Raw genomic sequence first — 16,317 nt, 5'->3', positions numbered from 1 at the left:
TGGCTCTCGGCGGAGTGCTCGTGCCCGCCGGATCGAGCAGCGCGGCTTCGCCACCGACCGACGACGTCTACTCCTACCTCGAAAACCCCGCGAAGGTCGCCGAGGGGCAGGAGCCGCCACACGCGTTTCTCGCCCCGCACGCCGACGTCGAGTCGGCCGTCCGCGGCCGGGAGCAGACGCCGTACACGCGGTCGCTCGACGGCAAGTGGCGCATCGCGATGGCGGACAACCCGGCGCAGGTGCCCGCCGGCTTCTACGCCGCCGGTTACGACACGTCGAAGTGGCGCGAGGTCTCCGTGCCGCACACCTGGCAGACCGACGGTCTCGACCACCCGGTCTTCCGCAACATCGCCACGGAGATCCAGCCCGACGCCCCGCCGAAGGTCCCCCACGACGTCAACCCGACCGGGGCGTACACCCGCGACTTCGACCTGCCCGCCGACTGGGCGCAGCGGCGCACGTTCCTCCGCTTCGACGGGGTGACGTCGGCGTACTTCGTGTGGGTCAACGGCCAGTACATCGGCTACGACCAGGGCGGCTACACCCCGGCGGAGTTCGACATCTCCGCCGCGCTGCGGCCGGGCCCCAACCGGCTCGCCGTGCAGGTGCACCGCTGGAGCGCGGGCGCCTACCTGGAGGACTACGACCAGTGGCGGTACGCGGGCATCTTCCGGTCGGTGACCCTGACCGCCACGCCCGCCACCTACGTCCGGGACGTGACGCTGCGGACCGACCTCGACGCCACCTACACCGACGCCGTCCTGTCCGCGGCCGTCGAGGTCGCGCACAAGCCCGGCGGCACCACCGGGAAACACACCGCCGGGCTCAGTCTCCGCGACGCGCGCGGCAAGGAGATCGCCGCCGCGAGCCAGGAGGTCGAAGTCGGGGACGGCGGTGGCGCGGTCACCCTCAGCCTGCCCGTCCGCGATCCGGCCAAGTGGACCGACGAGACCCCGAACCTGTACACCGCCGTGCTGACCCTCACCGGCCCGGACGGGAAGGCCGGCCACATCACCCGGGAAACCGTCGGGTTCCGCGAGATCGAGATCCGCGACAAGCAGCTGCTCGTCAACGGGAAACGGGTGCTGTTCAAGGGCGTCAACCGCGCCGAGACCGATCCGGAGCACGGCAGGCACGTGCCACGACGAGCCCAGGAACGCGATGTGGCGCTGCTCGAACAGCTCAACGTCAACGCGGTCCGCACGTCGCACTACCCGTCCGACCCGTACTTCTACAAGCTGGCGGACGAGAACGGCCTCTGGATCGACGACGAGGTCGACATCGAGACGCACAACCACGAGAACTGCGCCAAGTGGTGCCAGGCCAACCAGCCCGAATGGCGTGACGCGTTCCTCGACCGGCTGATCGGCATGGTGGAACGCGACAAGAACCACCCCAGCGTCTTCCTGTGGGACACCGGCAACGAAGCCGGCCTCGGCGCGCACCACTACGCGATGGCGGACTGGCTGCGCGCCAACGACCCGACCCGCCCGATCTACCACCAGTCCAACAACCCCGACGGCGACGCGCCGTTCGCGGACGTCTGGGGCCCGCGGTACCCGTCGCCGGAGAAGTTCGCCCAGCAGGCGAAAACAACCACGAAGCCGTTGATCTTCGGCGAGTACGCGCACGCGATGGGCAACAGCCTCGGCAACTTCCGGGAGTTCTGGGACATCATCCGGGCGAACCCGCAGACCCAGGGCGGGTTCATCTGGGACTGGGCCGAGCAGAACCTCCGGCAGCCGGTGCGCGTCGTCCCCGACGTCTCGGGCAACGGCATTTCCGCCCACCTGTCCGGCGCGCCGAAGCTGGTCGACGGGCACCGGGGCAAGGCACTGGACCTGTCCGGCCTCGACGACTTCGTCGAGGTCTACCGCGACCGCAGGCTCGACCTCACCGGATCCGCGCTGACGCTGGACGCGTGGGTGAAGCCGGGCCGGTGGACCGGCGACTTCCGGATCATCACCAAGGGCGACCACCAGTACGCGCTCAAGATGAAGAACGAGACGACGCTGGAGTTCTTCATCCACAGCGGCACGTGGATCCCCGTGCAGGCCCAGGTGCCCGCCGACTTCTACGGCAACTGGCACCGCGTCAGCGGCACCTACGACGGCACCGCGCTGCGGCTGTACATCGACGGCCGCGAGGTCGCGCAGAAGGCGTTCACCGGCACGATCGACCCGTCTTCGGCCGAGGTGAACATCGGGCGCGACTTCGAGACGTCGTGGAACGACCCGTCGAGCATCGGCTGGATGGCGCGCGGGCAGGTGGACGACGTCCGCATCCACGACCGCGCCCTCGGCGCGGCGGAACTCGGCGGGCAGACGCCGGCGCCCGGGGCGGTGCTGGCGCTCGACTTCGACAGCGTGGCCGAGCGGGGCACCTACCTGTCCTACGGCTCCAGTCTGTCCGGTGTGGACGGCCTGATCGGATCGGACCGGAAACCGCAGCCGGAGACGGCGCAGATGGCGTGGGCGCACCAGCCACTGCGCTTCGCCTACACCGGCGGCGTGCTGTCGGTGACGAACGAACGCCAGTTCAGCGACACCGGCGACGTGAACCTGAGGTGGCGCGTCACCGAGGGATCGAAGACGGTGTCGAGCGGCGAACAGCCGCTGCGCGTTTCGCCGGCGACGACCAGCCCGATCACCCTGCCGGTCAAGGCGGGCGACCGCGAACGGTTCCTCACGGTCGAAGCGGTCGTCAAGGCCGGCGGGCCGACGCTGCCCGCGGGCCACGTCCTGGCGCACGACCAGTTCTCCCTGGGCGGCACGCGGGTGCCCGGCCTCGACAAGGCCCCGCTCGGCTGGGGTTTGGTGACGGCGTGGGAAACCGCGGACGCGGTCACCGCGCTGGCCGGGCCCACCGCGTACCAGGTGGACAAGCGCACCGGCACGCTCTCGTCGATGAAGTCGTGGGGCAAGGAGCTGCTGGCCGGCGGCCCGAAGCTCGACGCGTGGCGCGCCCCGATCAGCAACGAGACGTTCGCGTGGGGCCGGGCCGAAGGCGAGGACTGGCGCAAGAGGGGCCTCGACCGCCTGCGGACGACGGTCACCGGCGTGCGCGTGGAACGGCCGGGCCCGGACAGCGTCCGCGTGGTGGTGGACAGCCGGGTGGCCGCGCCGGACGTGGCCGACGCGTGGTTCGACCAGACGATGACGTACACGGTCGAAGCGACCGGCGTGCTGCGGCTGGGCCACCGCGTGACACCGCAGGGCACCCTGCGCACGCTCGACTACCTGCCCCGCGTCGGGGTTTCGCTGGGTGTGCCGGACAGCTTCAAGCAGTTCGCCTGGTACGGCCGGACGGCGGAGAGCTACGTGGACCGCCGGGACGGCACGCCGGTGGCGGTGAACAAGTCCACTGTGGACGAGCAGTACGTCGACTACCACCGCCCGCAGGACCACGGCAACCACACGGACACCCGATGGGCGCTGCTGACCGACGGCCGGCTGTCGGGGCTGCTGGTGAGCGGGGCCAAGGACGTCAGCGTCACGCCGTACGACGACCTGGACCGGGCCGCGTACCCGTTCCAGCTCCAGCGGAACAAGGGCTGGAACACCCTGCACGCCGACTACGCGGCCACCGGGGTCGGTGACACCCCGAACCCGGTGCGCGAACGCAGCCAGGTGGCGGCGGACACCACGTACGAGTACACGCTGTCGTTCCGCCCGCTGACCCTGGAAGAAGCCCGGGCGGGGCTGCCCGCGGGCGGCTGACCGGGCTCGCGCTCCCGTGGTGGATGACTCGGTCCTGTCGCCTGGCGACAGGACCGAGTCATCCACCGCACCGAAACTTCACTCACGTGCCTGGACACGCGGCGGGACGTGCTCGCCGGTGTCGAGGCCGAGCGCCGCGACCAGGTCGGCCACCCGGTGGTGCGCTTCCAGGGGATGCCGCAACCGGCCTTCCGGGTGGATCTTGTAGTGGTTGCGCCGGCCGACGCGCTCACGTTCGAGGTAGCCCGCCTCGATCAGGTCGCCGAGAATGAGCTGCACCCCGCGTTCGGTGATGCCCACCCGCTCGGCGATGTCGTGCAGCGTCCGGTCGGGATCCGCGGCCACGCACAGCAGGACGTGCGCGTGGTTGCTGAGGAACGTCCACGAAGCCATACCGCACACCGTAGCCGTCCGAACTTGACAGACGAAGTGCAGTTCGTCATTCTGGAGGCAGCGGAGGGGAGTACCCGCCCGGTCCGGCATCGTCAGTCCGGCTGCCCGTGAGCAGCCCGGTGCCGGCGTCACACTCGTGTGACCGGGGAGACCTCCGGTTCGTCACCGAACCGGAGGAGTGTGTCATGACCGTCCCGATCTGGGCCTGGGCCGCCGTTCTCGGCGTGATCCTGCTGATGCTCGCCATCGACCTGGCCGCCCATCGCCGGGCGCACGTGGTCGGCGTCCGGGAAGCGCTCGCGTGGTCCGGGGTGTGGGTGGCACTGGGACTGGCCTTCGGCGCCGTCGTCTGGTGGGCCTGGGGCGGGGAGTTCGCGGGCCAGTACTTCGCCGGCTACGTCATCGAAAAGTCGCTCGCGGTCGACAACGTCTTCGTGTTCGGGATCATCTTCGGGTATTTCGCCGTCCCCCGCGAACACCAGCACCGCATCCTGTTCTACGGCGTGATCGGCGCCCTCGTGTTCCGGGCGGTGTTCATCGCCGCGGGCTCGGCCCTGATCGCGAGCTTCGCGTGGATCCTCTACGTGTTCGGCGCGTTCCTGGTCCTCACCGGGGTGCGGATGGCCCTGCACCGGGAGCAGACCGCCGACTACGACCGGAACGTCGTGCTGCGGGCGTTCCGCCGGCTCGTCCCGTCCACCGATCGCTACCACGGCAAGAAGTTCCTCGTCCGCCACGGCGGCCGCTGGGTGGCCACGCCGCTGCTCACCGTCCTGGTGCTGATCGAGATCACCGACGTCGTGTTCGCGGTCGACTCGATCCCGGCGATCTTCGCCGTCACCCAGGAGCCGTTCCTCGTGTTCACGTCGAACGCCTTCGCCGTCCTCGGCTTGCGGGCGATGTACTTCCTGCTCGCCGACCTCATGCACCGGTTCGTGTACCTGAAGCTCGGCCTGGCCCTGGTGCTGGTCTGGGTGGGCGTGAAGATGCTGTTGCTGGACCTCTACAAGATCCCGACCGCGCTCTCCCTGGCCGTGGTCGGCCTGATCCTCGGCACCGCGATCGTCGCCGGCTTCGTCCGGACGCGGGTCGCCGCGCGCTCGGAACCCTGACCCCTCGAAAGGAACGATCACCATGCGCTCGACCGAACGCCTCGCGACGGCCGTCATCGCCGGCGGCCTCGTGCTGGCCCTCACCGGATGCGGGGTCGCCCAGCAGGCCTCCGAGACCGCGGGCCAGGTGGGCAACGCCGCCTCGTCCGCCGCCGTCTGCGTGGAAGCGGTGCAGATCGCCACGACCACGCCGGACCTGACCGACCCGCGGGCCGCGGCCGACCACGCCCACGCGGCCGCCGACAAGCTGACGGGGCTGGCCTCGCGGGCCGGCGACGCCACGGTCGGCCAGGCGATCGACACGCTGGCCGGAACCCTGCGCCAGACAACGGTCGACGACCTCGTCAACCCGCCGGCGGACTGGCTGAAGAAGAAGACCGACCAGGTTTCCGCGCTGGCCAAGGCCTGCGGGCGCTGACCGAGCGGAGGTCGCCGCCGCGTGCGGCGGCCTCCCGGCCCGGCGCCGACGGCGAAACCGGGCCGGACCTGGTGCCACGCGTCGAAAGCTGGTTGACGCTCGGGGCGATGCGCCCCAATGTGGCATTCGGTGCGTCCAACGCACCCAAAGTGGCATTCGGTGCGTCCAACGCACCCAACGCCACATTGGGGCGCAACCCCGGACCCCGTCAACGAACCTCGGACGCGCGACACCGGCCAAGCCGGACCGCACCGAGACCCGCCGAAACCCCGCTACCAAAGGACTTCATGACCGCGTCCGCCGCTCCGCCGGCCACCACCGGAGAACTCACCGGCGTGGCCGGCTGGGCCGTCGGGCTGATGGAGTCCCTCGGCGGCCCGGGCGCGGCCCTCGTCGTCGGGCTCGACAACCTCTTCCCGCCGCTGCCGAGCGAACTGGTGCTCCCCCTCGCCGGCTTCGCCGCCGGCCGCGGCATGTTCAGCCTCACCGCCGCGTTGTTCTGGACCACGCTGGGCTCCGTCGCGGGCGCCGTCGTCGTCTACGTCCTCGGCGCGCTGCTGGGCCACGACCGCACGCGACGGCTGGCCGGCCGGATCCCGCTCGTCGGCACCGCCGACTACGACCGCACCGCGGCCTGGTTCGCCCGCCACGGCGGCAAAGCCGTCTTCTTCGGCCGCATGATCCCGGTCTTCCGCAGCCTCGTCTCCGTTCCGGCCGGGGTGGAGCGCATGCCGTTCGGGCGGTTCCTGCTGTTCACCACGGCGGGCAGCCTGATCTGGAACACCGGGTTCGTCGTCGCGGGCTACCTGCTCGGCGAGAACTGGGCGCTGGTCGAGCGGTACGCGACGGCCTTCCAGTACGTCGTCGTCGCGGCCGTCGCCGCCGCCGCCGGACTGTTCGTCGCCCGCCGGATCAAGGCGCGCTGACCACGGGCGTACCGGGGTTTTGTCGGTGGGCCCGGGTAACGTCTTCCGCTGTGAACGCCCAGGAGCGCATTCAGGAACTCGCCGACCGGATCGTCGCGCTGCGTGACGCCTACTACCGGGGATCGCCGGTGGTGGCGGACGCGGAGTACGACGCGATCGAAGACGAGCTGCGGAGCCTGATCGAGGCCAACCCCGGGCTGGCGCCCGACCCGAACCCCCTCGACCAGGTGGGCGCGCCCGCGGTGCTGCACGCGCCGATCCGGCACTCGCGCCCGATGCTGTCGCTGGAGAAGGCGACCCGGTCCGAGCAGGTCGTGGCGTTCTTCGACCGCTTCCCCGGCCAGCCGGTGGTGGTCATGCCGAAGCTGGACGGCCTGTCGCTGGCCGTCGTGTACGAGAACGGCCGCCTGGCGCGGGCGATCACCCGCGGCGACGGGACGACGGGCGACGACGTCACGATGCTCGTGCGGGCCCTGACCGACGGGATCCCGGAACACGTCGACGCCCCCGGCCGGGTGGAGGTCCGCGGCGAGGCGGTCATGCTGCGCTCCACCTTCGCCGCCTACAACGCCGCGCACCCGGACAAGCCGCTGATCAACCCGCGCAACGCCGCCGCGGGCACCCTGCGGGCCAAGGACCCGGCCACCGTCGCCGGCCGGAACCTGCGGTTCTTCGCCTTCGACCTGTACACCGAACCCGACAGCGCGGAAACCGACCTCGGCAGCGCGTTGCGGACGCTCGGGTTCACCGCCGCCGACATGCGGCGCTGCACGGACGCCGAGGCCGCGCAGGCGGTGATCACCACGATCGAGCGGCAGCGCAACGACCTGGACTACGACCTCGACGGCGCCGTGCTGCGGCTGGCCGACCGGGACGCCTACGCCGCCGCCGGGACCCGGTCGAGCTCGCCCCGCGGGGCGCTGGCGTTCAAGTTCGCCGCCGAGGAGAAGACCACGGTGCTGGCCGACGTCGTCTGGGACGTCGGCAAGACGGGCAAGATCGCGCCGGTCGCCTGGCTCGAACCGGTGTTCGTGGGCGGGACGACGGTCACCCGCGCGACGCTGGCCAACCAGGAGGTGATCCGCGCCCGCGGCATCAAGATCGGCGACACCGTGCTGGTGCGCCGCGCGGGCGACGTGATCCCGTTCGTCGCCGGGGTGCTCGACGCCTCGAAGCGCACGGGCGCGGAGCGGGAGATCGTCCCGCCGTCGAACTGCCCGTCGTGCGCGCAGCCGCTGACCGAGCAGGGCAACAGCCGGGAACTGTTCTGCACCAACGTCTCCTGCCCCGCCCAGACCGTGCGGCGGCTGATCCACTGGGCGTCCCGCGCGGCGGCGGACATCGACGCGATCGGCGGCGTGTGGATCGAGCGGCTGGCCGAGGCGGGCATCCTGGAGCGCCCGTCCGACTTCTACGGGCTGACCAAGGAGCGGCTGCTGGAGTTCGACCGCATCGGCGAGGTCTCGGCCACGCGCATGATCGAGTCGATCGACACGAGCCGGTCGGTCGGCCTGCGCCGGGCGCTGATCGGGCTCGCCGTCCCGATGGCTTCGGAAGGCACCGCCACCCGGTTGTGCCGGGCCGGGTTCGGCTCGCTGGAAGAGGTCGCCGACGCGGGCGTCGACGGGCTCGTGGCGGTGGAGGACATCGGGCCGAAGGTGGCCGCCTCGCTGATCGAACACCTCACCCGGCTGCGCCCCGAGCTCGAGCGGCTGCGCGAAGCCGGCGTCTCCCTGGACGTGCGGGAAGAAGACCTGCCCCCGGTGGTCGCGGCCGGCGCGCCGCTGGCGGGCAAGACGGTGGTGATCACCGGATCGCTCAGCGATCCGCGGTCCGGCGAGAAGGTCGCCCGCCCGACGTTCCAGCGGCTGTGCGAAAAGGCCGGCGCGACGGCCGCGACGTCGGTCTCGGCGAGCACGGACCTGCTCATCACCGGCGCGGACGTGGGCGCGAGCAAGCTGACGAAGGCCGAGAAGCACGGCGTCGAGGTCGTCGACCAGGGCGTGATCTGGCAGCAGCTGATCGCCGCCGGGATCGTGTAGCCGTCACCCGGTTTCGGTGGCCGGGTGAGCGTCCGCGAAGCCGGGGAAGCCGGGCGGGTAGGTGCCGTTCTCGTCGTACCGCAGGATCGCCGTGGACGCGACGGACACACCGGCCGCCTTCCGGTAGTCCCCCTGCAGGCGGTGCAGGCGGCGCTGCAGCCGGTAGAGACCCTTCCGGGACTCGTTCATCTTCCCGAACGGGTCCGGCCCGACCGCCGGGAGTATCGACCCGTCCACGCCCCAGCCGCCCGCCTTCGTGAAAGCGCCGGGACGGAGTGCCAGGCCGAACTTCTGCGCGCGCCCGGCCAGCCAGCCGAGCGTGACGTCGGCCAGCGAGGCATCCGCGTAGCCGCCGCCGACGTCGCTGTGGACGCCCGGAAACCACACCTGTTCGATCCACTGGTCCTCGGCGTGGTCCCGTTGCGACCACAGCGTCGGTTCGAAGGCGCGGCGCTGCTCGTCGATCGCGAGCGCGTGCACGGCGGCGTCGACCCGGCCGCTGAGTTCCGTGTCGTGGAAGGCGAACCGGCGGTTGACCCAGTTCGTCAGGAACTTCGGCCCGATGGTCGGAATCCCCAACGCGCCAACGGTGTCCCAGACGCCGATGAACCGGATGCGGGTGTGGAAGGCCGACGTCTCGTGGCTGTAGGAGCGCCGGAACAGCTCGGATTCGATGTCGCGGGGCTTGATGGCCCTGGCCCGGTACAGGGTGTAGGCGTCGTCGAGCCGGTCCACGTGCTCCGCGCGCAGGACGCCCGCGTTGTTGATCAGGCCGGCCACGCTCCGCACGGTGAAGGCGCCCCGGCTGAAGCCGAAGAGGAAGATCTCGTCGCCGGGCTCGTAGTTGTCCACGATGAACCGGTACGCCCGGCACACGTCGTGGGACAGGCCGACGCCGAACGCGCCCCCGCGCAGCCGCGGCCGGCCGTAGGACCCGACCCCTCGGTGGTAGTAGAGGCGCTGGGCGACGCCGCCGCCGCCGTCTTCGGCCACCGCGAGCGCGAGCTTCGTGACGTTCGTGGGGCACGGCCGGCCGTCCTTTTCCTGGTCGGGCGTGTTCCACGTGCCGTCGCAGCAGATCACCAGACGCTTCATGCCGTTCCCCTCCCCGGGCGGAGCAGAGACCGCCCCGCCTGCCCCCTGGGTCGCAGGATCGGCGGCCCGGTTACCGCTCCCCCCGGTACGACACCCTAAAGGAGCAATCCCGGCACCGGGATGGGGGAACGGTCCGGACGGCCCGCGGCCGCGGGGTCCATCCTCCGGTTTCGGCCGTGGGTCACCCGGTCGTGGCCGTCCCGTGGGGGCGACACTGAGCCCGACCGCCTCGTCGCGAAGGGAACCACGATGGCCATGTCGTCGACCGAGCTGATGCTCGCCCGCCAGCTCGGGGTACACGAGTTCCTGACCGGGCGGGGCTGGCAGGTCGACGGCGGCAGCGATCCCGGTGACCTCGCCTTCGCCGAAGACCCGCACTCCGGGTGGCACTACCCCGCCAGCTACGGCGGACGGCACGTGAACACGGTCTCCGACACCACCCCGGTCCCGCTGCAGAGCTACTTCACGTACGACCGCGACGGCGACGAGGTGTTCGGCGTCGTCCCGGCGGGCAATCTGCGCGGCAGCGGCTGCGCCGAGCACGACACGCGCGAACAGTTCTTCGCCTTCACCGCCGACGGCGCGGTCGACCTCGACCGGCTCGCTCCCCTGCTCGACGTCCTCGAGCCGCGAGCACGCGCGCTCGACCCGAGGGCGTTGATCGAGTGCCTGTACTTCGGCCCCTGCGGGAGCTGACCCAGGTTCAGCCGCACCAGAGCGGCTGCCCGGTCACCGCACGCGGCCGCCGACGCGCCAGGTGGCCACCAGCGGCAGCGCGACCACGAACAGCAGCCCCAGACCCCGGCGGACGCCCTGGTCGGCCGGGACCCACGCGGGAGCGGGCGCGAGTACGGAGTCCGGCACGGCCTGGGCGCGCATCGCGTCCGGCGGCGGCTCCGCTCCGGCGTCCTGCACAACTCCGGCGAAGCGGGTCTCGTGCTGGGCCAGCAGCACCACACCGACCGGCGCGGCCACGACCGCGGCCGCGACGAGAACTTTGGTGGCCAGGACGATTCCGGGCCGGACCAGCAGCAGCCCCCCGGCGGCGAGCAGGGCCGCGCCGCACACCAGGGCGACGACCAGCAGCGGACCGTCGAGCAGAGTCCCGACCGAGGTGCCCAGGCGGGCGCCGGACAGCAGCAGCGCGGCGGCCAGGCCCACCGCCGGCGTCAGCAGCAGGGCGAGCCTGCCGAGGAACAAGCGGGTGTCCCCCGGCGTTTCCGGGCGGCGCAGGCGCAGTCCGGCGAGCACCGGGAGGCCCAGACCCAGCAACAGCATCGCCGGCTGACCGAGCCCCACCACCCAGGAGTCACTCGCCCAGACGTACTGGAGTTCCCGTCCGGGTCCGGCGGGCTCGTGCGTCCCCAGATGCCCGGCTTGGAACACCCTGTCCAGGATGCCGCCCAGCCCGGCCAGCAGCGGGGCGAGCGCGCCCAGCACGCCCAGCGCCCGGGTGCCCGCCGTGGCCTCCGCACGCAGCACCATGGCCAGCACGACCAGCGACGCCAGCACGACCAGCGCCACACTGGGCGGGCCGGGCGGCAGCGCCGGGGCCAGGTAGAGCAAGCCGGTCAGCGGCAACAACAGCAGGCCCAGTGCGGCGCGGGATCGGGCCGGGGACACCGGCGGAAGCCCCTCCGCGGCGACGATGTCGGCCGGGTCGCCCAGCCGGGCCACTGCGGCGGCGAGTTCCTCCTCGGACGTACTTTCGGCGATCAGCGCATCCCAGTGTTCGGCGAGCTCCTGCCGCAGTTCCCCCCGACGGGCCTGCGGCAGAACGGAAGCGACGCGGTCGAAGCGCGCCAGCCACTCCGTGGCAGCAGCGGACTGCTTGACGGTGTTCATTTGTCTCCCTCGAGAACCTCGTCCACCGCGGCGCGGAAGCTGCGCCAGTGGCGGTGGAACACTTCCAGTGCGGTCCGGCCCTGCGCGGTCAGCTCGTAGTAGCGGCGCGGCGGGCCCTGGTCCGATGGCTGCCAGGTGGTCTCCAGCAACCCGTCCTTCCGCAGCCGCGACAGCAGCGGGTAGATCGTGCCCTCGCTGGTGCCCAGACCGTCGACCGCGGCGAGCGCGCGGACCAGGTCGAAGCCGTAACGGGGGCCGCGGTCCAGCAAAGCCAGCACGCAGTGCTCGATCACCCCGCGGCGAAGCTGGGCCAACAACTGGGCATCCGTGGTCACGCACACAAGGTACCTTGCATCGCAAGGCAGTTGTCAAGGGCGACGCCATCTTCGCCGGACACCACCGCGAACGGGATCACCGGTGGCCATGGCTACGGCCGCTACCAGCACATTCGCCGCGCTGAATCCGTGAGCCGATCGGCCAGTGCCGCGACGAGGTCGCGGAGTTCGTCCGGTCGCTCGATGACGAATGGCAGGTCCAGGGACGCGAGGACGGCGGGCAGCCAGTCGAGCCGTTCCGCGCGCAGTTCGACGCGGGACCAGCGCTCGATCTCCGCGTCCGCGCCACTCGCGGACGGCGGCTCCGTCACGATCGCGACGCCGGCGGGAAGCCGGGTGCGGATCTGCTCGGTCGTCCCCTGGATGCGCAGGGTCACCTCATGCCGGTAGGGGGCCGTGGCGAGCCCTGACAGGACGCGCTCCGCCGGATCGAGCCCGGCGGGTGGCTCGAACGAGCCGGGCAGGGTCCTCGCACCAGCGATGCGATCCAGCCGCAACGTCCGGTCCTCGCCGATCGCGGGATCGGCACCTGTCACGTACCACCGGCCCGAGTGGGCCACGAGCCCGTACGGGTGGAACGTGCGTTCGCTGCGCCGGCCGTCGGCGGCGGTGTACCTGATCGAGACCGGCCGGTGCCGGCTCACCGCGTCGGCGATCGTGAGCAGGACCGTGGTCTCCGGCGAGGCCGGCTCGCCGGGCGGAGCGGTGAAGGTGAGGGAGCCGAGCACGGCGTCGAGCCTGCGGCCGAGCCGCTCGGGCAGCACCCGCCGGATCTTGGCCGCCGCGGTCTCGCTCGCCATGCCCGTGGCCGTCATCAAGCCGGCACGCTGACCCGCGACCAGGCCGAGCAGCACGGCGAGCGCCTCGTCGTCGCTCAGCATGAGCGGGGGCATGCGGTAACCGGCGGCGAGCCGGTAGCCGCCGTAGCGGCCGCGCACCGACTCGACGGGCACGTCGAGGTCGAGGAGGTGGTCGACGTAGCGCCGCACCGTGCGTTCGTCGACGTCGAGCCGGTCGGCGAGTTCGGCCACGGTCCGGATGCCGCCCGACTGCAGGAGCTCCAGCAGGGCGAGCACGCGAGCGATGGGTCGGGACACGCCCCAGATTCTGCCTCGGATACCGGGCGGGTTCTGTCCGGTATCGGTCATAGCGTGCGGTCACCGGCACCGACCACCAGGAGAGCACCCATGAACTTCGTCTCGATCCGCGTCATCACCGGCGACGTCGCCCGCCTCGTGGACTTCTACGAGCGCGTCACCGCAGTGCGGGCGACCTGGGCCAACGAGGACTTCGCCGAGATCAGGACTGCCTCGGCCACCCTCGCGATCGCCGGCACCCGCACCGTCCCCCTGTTCGCGCCCGGCTCCGCCCACCCGGCCGCCAACCGCAGCGTCATCCTCGAGTTCCTCGTCGACGACGTGGACCGCGTGTACCGGAACCTGACCGGCTTCGTGGCGGACTTCGTCAACGAACCCACCACGATGCCCTGGGGCAACCGCTCGCTGCTGTTCCGCGACCCCGACGGCAACCTCGTGAACTTCTTCACCCCGCAAGGTGGCCGGTAAAGTGTCCTGATGATCACCGAAGACCGGCCTGAACGCTGCTGATGAAGGATCCCGACCCGCCGCTGCCGCTGTTCGACGACGACGCGCGGCGTCCGCTGGCCGACCGGCTACGTCCCCGGACCCTCGAGGACGTGGTCGGCCAGGACCACCTGCTGGCGCCCGACGCCCCGATCGGGCGCATGGTCGCGGGGCAGCGGCTGGTTTCGGCGATCCTGTGGGGACCGCCAGGATGCGGCAAGACCACGATCGCCCGGCTCCTGGCGCGGCAGACCGACTTGGCGTTCGAACCACTGTCCGCGACGTTCTCCGGCGTCGCCGATCTGCGAAAGGTGTTCCTGGCCGCCCAGCGCCGACGACAGGTCGGCCAGGGCACCCTCTTGTTCGTCGACGAGATCCACCGGTTCAACCGCGCCCAGCAGGACAGCTTCCTCCCGTACGTGGAGGACGGCACCATCGTGCTCGTCGGAGCGACGACCGAAAACCCCAGCTTCGAACTGAACGGCGCCCTGCTGTCCCGCTGCCAGGTCTTCCTGCTGAAACGACTCGACGAGACCGCGCTGCGAACCCTCTTCGACCGCGCCGAACACCTCACCGGGCGCCCGCCGCCACTCGACCGGGACGCGCGCCAGGCACTGATCACCATGGCCGACGGCGACGGCCGCTACCTGCTCAACATGATCGAGCAGCTCCAGGCGCTCCCCGAAGGAACCCCACCGCTCGACGTCGCCGGGCTGACCCAGCAGGTGCAGAAGCGAGCACCCCTGTACGACAAGGCGCAGGAAGGGCACTACAACCTGATCTCGGCGTTGCACAAGTCCCTGCGCGGCTCCGACCCCGACGCGGCCTTGTATTGGCTCGCCCGCATGCTCGACGGCGGAGAGGATCCGCTGTACGTCGCCCGGCGGCTCGTGCGCTTCGCCAACGAAGACATCGGGATGGCCGACCCCCAGGCCGTGCACCAGACCCTCGCCGCCTGGGACGTCTACGAACGCCTCGGCTCCCCCGAAGGGGAACTCGCGATCGCGCAGGCCGTCGTCTACCTGGCGACCGCGCCGAAATCCATCGCGGTGTACCGCGGATTCGGCGCCGCACAACGACACGCGCGCCAGACCGGCTCACTGATGCCGCCGGCGCACATCCTCAACGCACCGACCCGGCTCATGAAGGACATCGGCTACGGCAAGAACTACCAGTACGACCCCGACCTGCCGGACGGTTTCTCGGGCGCGAACTACTTCCCCGCCGAGATGGACCGCGAAACCTTCTACAGCCCCACCTCCAACGGGTACGAGGAAGAGATCCGGCGACGGCTCAGCCAATGGGCCGCCCTCCGCGCCCAACGGGAGGACGACGACTGAGCGCGCACGTCGTCGTCGGACCGCCGGCTCAGCCCACTGCTCGTGCGGCACGTCCAGCTCCCGCTCGAAACCACCCGGGTCGCAGCCCGCGTAGAGGTCGGTCAACGGCTCGGCACCGGTGTTCCGCAGCGTCACCGTCGTGCCGATTTCGTAGTCGGCGAAGGCGCCTTGGCGCGCCGACACGCGTCAAATACGAGCGCGGTCGATCCCGGCAGCCGGGGAAATGTTCGGAAATATGTCGAACCGAAATGAACCGCGGTCCGTGTATCCGGGTGGAGCCCGAACTCTGACCGTCGGCGGTCCGGAGCGGAGCCTGCCCAGGCGTCTCCGGGCGAACCACGAGTCGCCGGAAGAAGGCCGCGCGGGCGGAGATTACCGAGATGTGACGATCGCTCTCTCGTCGTGTCCACAGTGGCTCGTGGTCGTAACCTGAGGCGGCGCCGCTTGATTCCAGTCGCAGGTGTGCGTGTTCAGCGCCACATCGAGTCCAAAATGGACGTTCACGTGAATGAATTTGTGAACGGACGCAGAAGGAGATTCAAATGCCGGATCACCGTGGCATCACAGCGAAGACCAAGGCTCGCACAGCACTCGTGGCGGCGGCCGCCCTGGCCGTGCTCGGGACGGGGTCCGTGATGGTTCTGCAGGCCAATGCGGAGCAACCGGCGGGGAACTCGGCTGGCTACGCCCACGACGGCATGCAGATGGGCTCGGCCGCCGAAGCCGGGTCCGGGGAGACCGCGACCGGCGTCGGTCCGGTCACCGAACTGGACAAGACGTTCCTCGTGAAAGTCCGTCAGGCCGGGTTGTGGGAGATCCCCGCCGGTGACCTGGCCCAGACCCACGCCAGCAGCGAAGCGGTGAAACGCGCCGGCCTGCACCTGCTCGACGGCCATTCCCACCTGGACCAGCTGGTCCGCGAGGACGCCAAGATTCTCGGCGTGCGGCTGCCGGACCAGGCCACGGCGGAGCAGCAAGGCTGGGTTCGGCAGCTGACCAACGCACAAGGGCTCGAGTTCGACAAGCTCTTCGCGAACCTGCTTCGCGCGTCCCATGGCAAGATCTTCGCCACCATCGGCGAGGTGCGCGCCGGCACGCAGAACGATCTCATCCGGCGGCACGCGAAGCAGGCGAACCAGACCGTGCTCGACCACATGGAGGTCCTCGAGGACACGGGGCTCGTCGACCCGAAGACACTCGAAGAAGTGGCGACGGCTGTCACACCGGCGAAGTAGGCGGCATCCCAGGTGCCCGGCGGAGGACCCGATCACGGACGGCGCGGGCAAGCTGCGGGCGTTGCTGCCGAAACGGTCGACCACACAGGACCGCTACCACTGATGGCCGGCCGTCGGACGACCCTTCGGCACAGCACAGCGATGATCCGGCCCGTGTCCGAGTTCGGTCCACAGAGGACACGGACGTGGCCGGCCCGGAAACGCCCGAAGGGGCGGCGGACCCTACGCCCCAATGTGGCGTTCGGTGCGTCCAACGCACCCAACGCCACATTGG

At 70.9% G+C, this 16,317-nt stretch carries 14 protein-coding genes; 9 read left to right on the top strand and 5 right to left on the bottom strand.

The window, feature by feature from the left end; all coding sequences use genetic code 11:
• Positions 1–20 precede the first annotated feature (20 nt).
• Positions 21–3,719: a glycoside hydrolase family 2 TIM barrel-domain containing protein gene (locus AB0M82_RS24390; protein ID WP_364725906.1), complete on the top strand. Its 3,699-nt coding sequence runs from the start codon at positions 21–23 to the stop codon at positions 3,717–3,719.
• 78 nt (positions 3,720–3,797) lie between these two features.
• Here AB0M82_RS24390 and AB0M82_RS24385 read toward each other — a convergent pair whose 3' ends face one another.
• Complete coding sequence (locus tag AB0M82_RS24385) at positions 3,798–4,112, bottom strand: winged helix-turn-helix domain-containing protein (RefSeq protein ID WP_364725904.1); 315 nt, start codon at positions 4,110–4,112, stop codon at positions 3,798–3,800.
• Between the two features lie 185 nt (positions 4,113–4,297).
• Between AB0M82_RS24385 and AB0M82_RS24380 the strand changes: the two genes are divergently transcribed.
• From AB0M82_RS24380 to ligA, 4 genes are all read left to right on the top strand, one after another.
• The gene (locus AB0M82_RS24380; protein ID WP_364725901.1) at positions 4,298–5,224 is read left to right on the top strand and encodes a TerC family protein; all 927 of its coding nucleotides are present in this window, start codon (positions 4,298–4,300) and stop codon (positions 5,222–5,224) included.
• 22 nt (positions 5,225–5,246) lie between these two features.
• Complete coding sequence (locus AB0M82_RS24375) at positions 5,247–5,642, top strand: bacteriophage spanin2 family protein (RefSeq protein WP_364725898.1); 396 nt, start codon at positions 5,247–5,249, stop codon at positions 5,640–5,642.
• A 287-nt stretch (positions 5,643–5,929) separates the two neighbouring features.
• Complete coding sequence (locus tag AB0M82_RS24370; RefSeq protein ID WP_364725895.1) at positions 5,930–6,568, top strand: DedA family protein; 639 nt, start codon at positions 5,930–5,932, stop codon at positions 6,566–6,568.
• 50 nt (positions 6,569–6,618) lie between these two features.
• Positions 6,619–8,610, top strand: coding sequence for an NAD-dependent DNA ligase LigA (gene ligA / locus AB0M82_RS24365; protein WP_364725892.1), 1,992 nt, complete (start codon positions 6,619–6,621; stop codon positions 8,608–8,610).
• 3 nt (positions 8,611–8,613) lie between these two features.
• On the opposite strand, the gene AB0M82_RS24360 is transcribed toward ligA, so the two are convergent.
• Complete coding sequence (locus AB0M82_RS24360) at positions 8,614–9,705, bottom strand: DUF2235 domain-containing protein (protein ID WP_364725890.1); 1,092 nt, start codon at positions 9,703–9,705, stop codon at positions 8,614–8,616.
• A gap of 249 nt (positions 9,706–9,954) precedes the next feature.
• Here AB0M82_RS24360 and AB0M82_RS24355 point away from each other — a divergent pair, with 249 nt between their 5' ends.
• Positions 9,955–10,401 (top strand): hypothetical protein, encoded by a 447-nt coding sequence (locus AB0M82_RS24355; protein ID WP_364725887.1) that lies wholly within the window; start codon positions 9,955–9,957, stop codon positions 10,399–10,401.
• 33 nt (positions 10,402–10,434) lie between these two features.
• Here AB0M82_RS24355 and AB0M82_RS24350 read toward each other — a convergent pair whose 3' ends face one another.
• The 3 genes from AB0M82_RS24350 to AB0M82_RS24340 form a co-directional block, all read right to left on the bottom strand.
• Entirely contained in the window at positions 10,435–11,550 is a 1,116-nt protein-coding gene (locus tag AB0M82_RS24350) for a hypothetical protein (RefSeq protein WP_364725885.1), read from the bottom strand.
• Positions 11,547–11,885: a PadR family transcriptional regulator gene (locus AB0M82_RS24345; protein ID WP_364725883.1), complete on the bottom strand. Its 339-nt coding sequence runs from the start codon at positions 11,883–11,885 to the stop codon at positions 11,547–11,549. Before AB0M82_RS24345 ends, AB0M82_RS24350 begins: the two co-directional genes overlap by 4 nt.
• A gap of 101 nt (positions 11,886–11,986) precedes the next feature.
• On the bottom strand, positions 11,987–12,982 hold the full coding sequence (locus AB0M82_RS24340; protein ID WP_364725881.1) for a YafY family protein: 996 nt from the start codon (positions 12,980–12,982) through the stop codon (positions 11,987–11,989).
• A 90-nt stretch (positions 12,983–13,072) separates the two neighbouring features.
• Between AB0M82_RS24340 and AB0M82_RS24335 the strand changes: the two genes are divergently transcribed.
• The 3 genes from AB0M82_RS24335 to AB0M82_RS24325 all read left to right on the top strand — a co-directional run bounded on the left by AB0M82_RS24335 (position 13,073) and on the right by AB0M82_RS24325 (position 16,043).
• Entirely contained in the window at positions 13,073–13,450 is a 378-nt protein-coding gene (locus AB0M82_RS24335; RefSeq protein WP_364725878.1) for a VOC family protein, read from the top strand.
• Between the two features lie 41 nt (positions 13,451–13,491).
• On the top strand, positions 13,492–14,808 hold the full coding sequence (locus tag AB0M82_RS24330) for a replication-associated recombination protein A (RefSeq protein ID WP_364725875.1): 1,317 nt from the start codon (positions 13,492–13,494) through the stop codon (positions 14,806–14,808).
• A 542-nt stretch (positions 14,809–15,350) separates the two neighbouring features.
• Positions 15,351–16,043, top strand: coding sequence for a DUF4142 domain-containing protein (locus AB0M82_RS24325; RefSeq protein WP_364725873.1), 693 nt, complete (start codon positions 15,351–15,353; stop codon positions 16,041–16,043).
• Positions 16,044–16,317 lie beyond the last annotated feature (274 nt).

The sequence above is a fragment of the Amycolatopsis sp. NPDC051128 genome (assembly GCF_040682715.1).
In the GTDB taxonomy this organism is placed as follows: domain Bacteria; phylum Actinomycetota; class Actinomycetes; order Mycobacteriales; family Pseudonocardiaceae; genus Amycolatopsis.
Note: the sequence above shows the minus strand (reverse complement) of the source record. Positions and strands in the feature narration are given on the sequence as shown.

Bases quoted from the DNA above. Each gene is read 5' to 3' on its own strand.
- AB0M82_RS24385 (WP_364725904.1), bottom strand. From the start codon at position 4,112: ATGGCTTCGTGGACGTTCCTCAGCAACCACGCGCACGTCCTGCTGTGC.
- AB0M82_RS24380 (WP_364725901.1), top strand. From the start codon at position 4,298: ATGACCGTCCCGATCTGGGCCTGGGCCGCCGTTCTCGGCGTGATCCTG.
- AB0M82_RS24375 (WP_364725898.1), top strand. From the start codon at position 5,247: ATGCGCTCGACCGAACGCCTCGCGACGGCCGTCATCGCCGGCGGCCTC.
- AB0M82_RS24370 (WP_364725895.1), top strand. From the start codon at position 5,930: ATGACCGCGTCCGCCGCTCCGCCGGCCACCACCGGAGAACTCACCGGC.
- AB0M82_RS24360 (WP_364725890.1), bottom strand. From the start codon at position 9,705: ATGAAGCGTCTGGTGATCTGCTGCGACGGCACGTGGAACACGCCCGAC.
- AB0M82_RS24355 (WP_364725887.1), top strand. From the start codon at position 9,955: ATGGCCATGTCGTCGACCGAGCTGATGCTCGCCCGCCAGCTCGGGGTA.
- AB0M82_RS24350 (WP_364725885.1), bottom strand. From the start codon at position 11,550: ATGAACACCGTCAAGCAGTCCGCTGCTGCCACGGAGTGGCTGGCGCGC.
- AB0M82_RS24335 (WP_364725878.1), top strand. From the start codon at position 13,073: ATGAACTTCGTCTCGATCCGCGTCATCACCGGCGACGTCGCCCGCCTC.
- AB0M82_RS24330 (WP_364725875.1), top strand. From the start codon at position 13,492: ATGAAGGATCCCGACCCGCCGCTGCCGCTGTTCGACGACGACGCGCGG.
- AB0M82_RS24325 (WP_364725873.1), top strand. From the start codon at position 15,351: ATGCCGGATCACCGTGGCATCACAGCGAAGACCAAGGCTCGCACAGCA.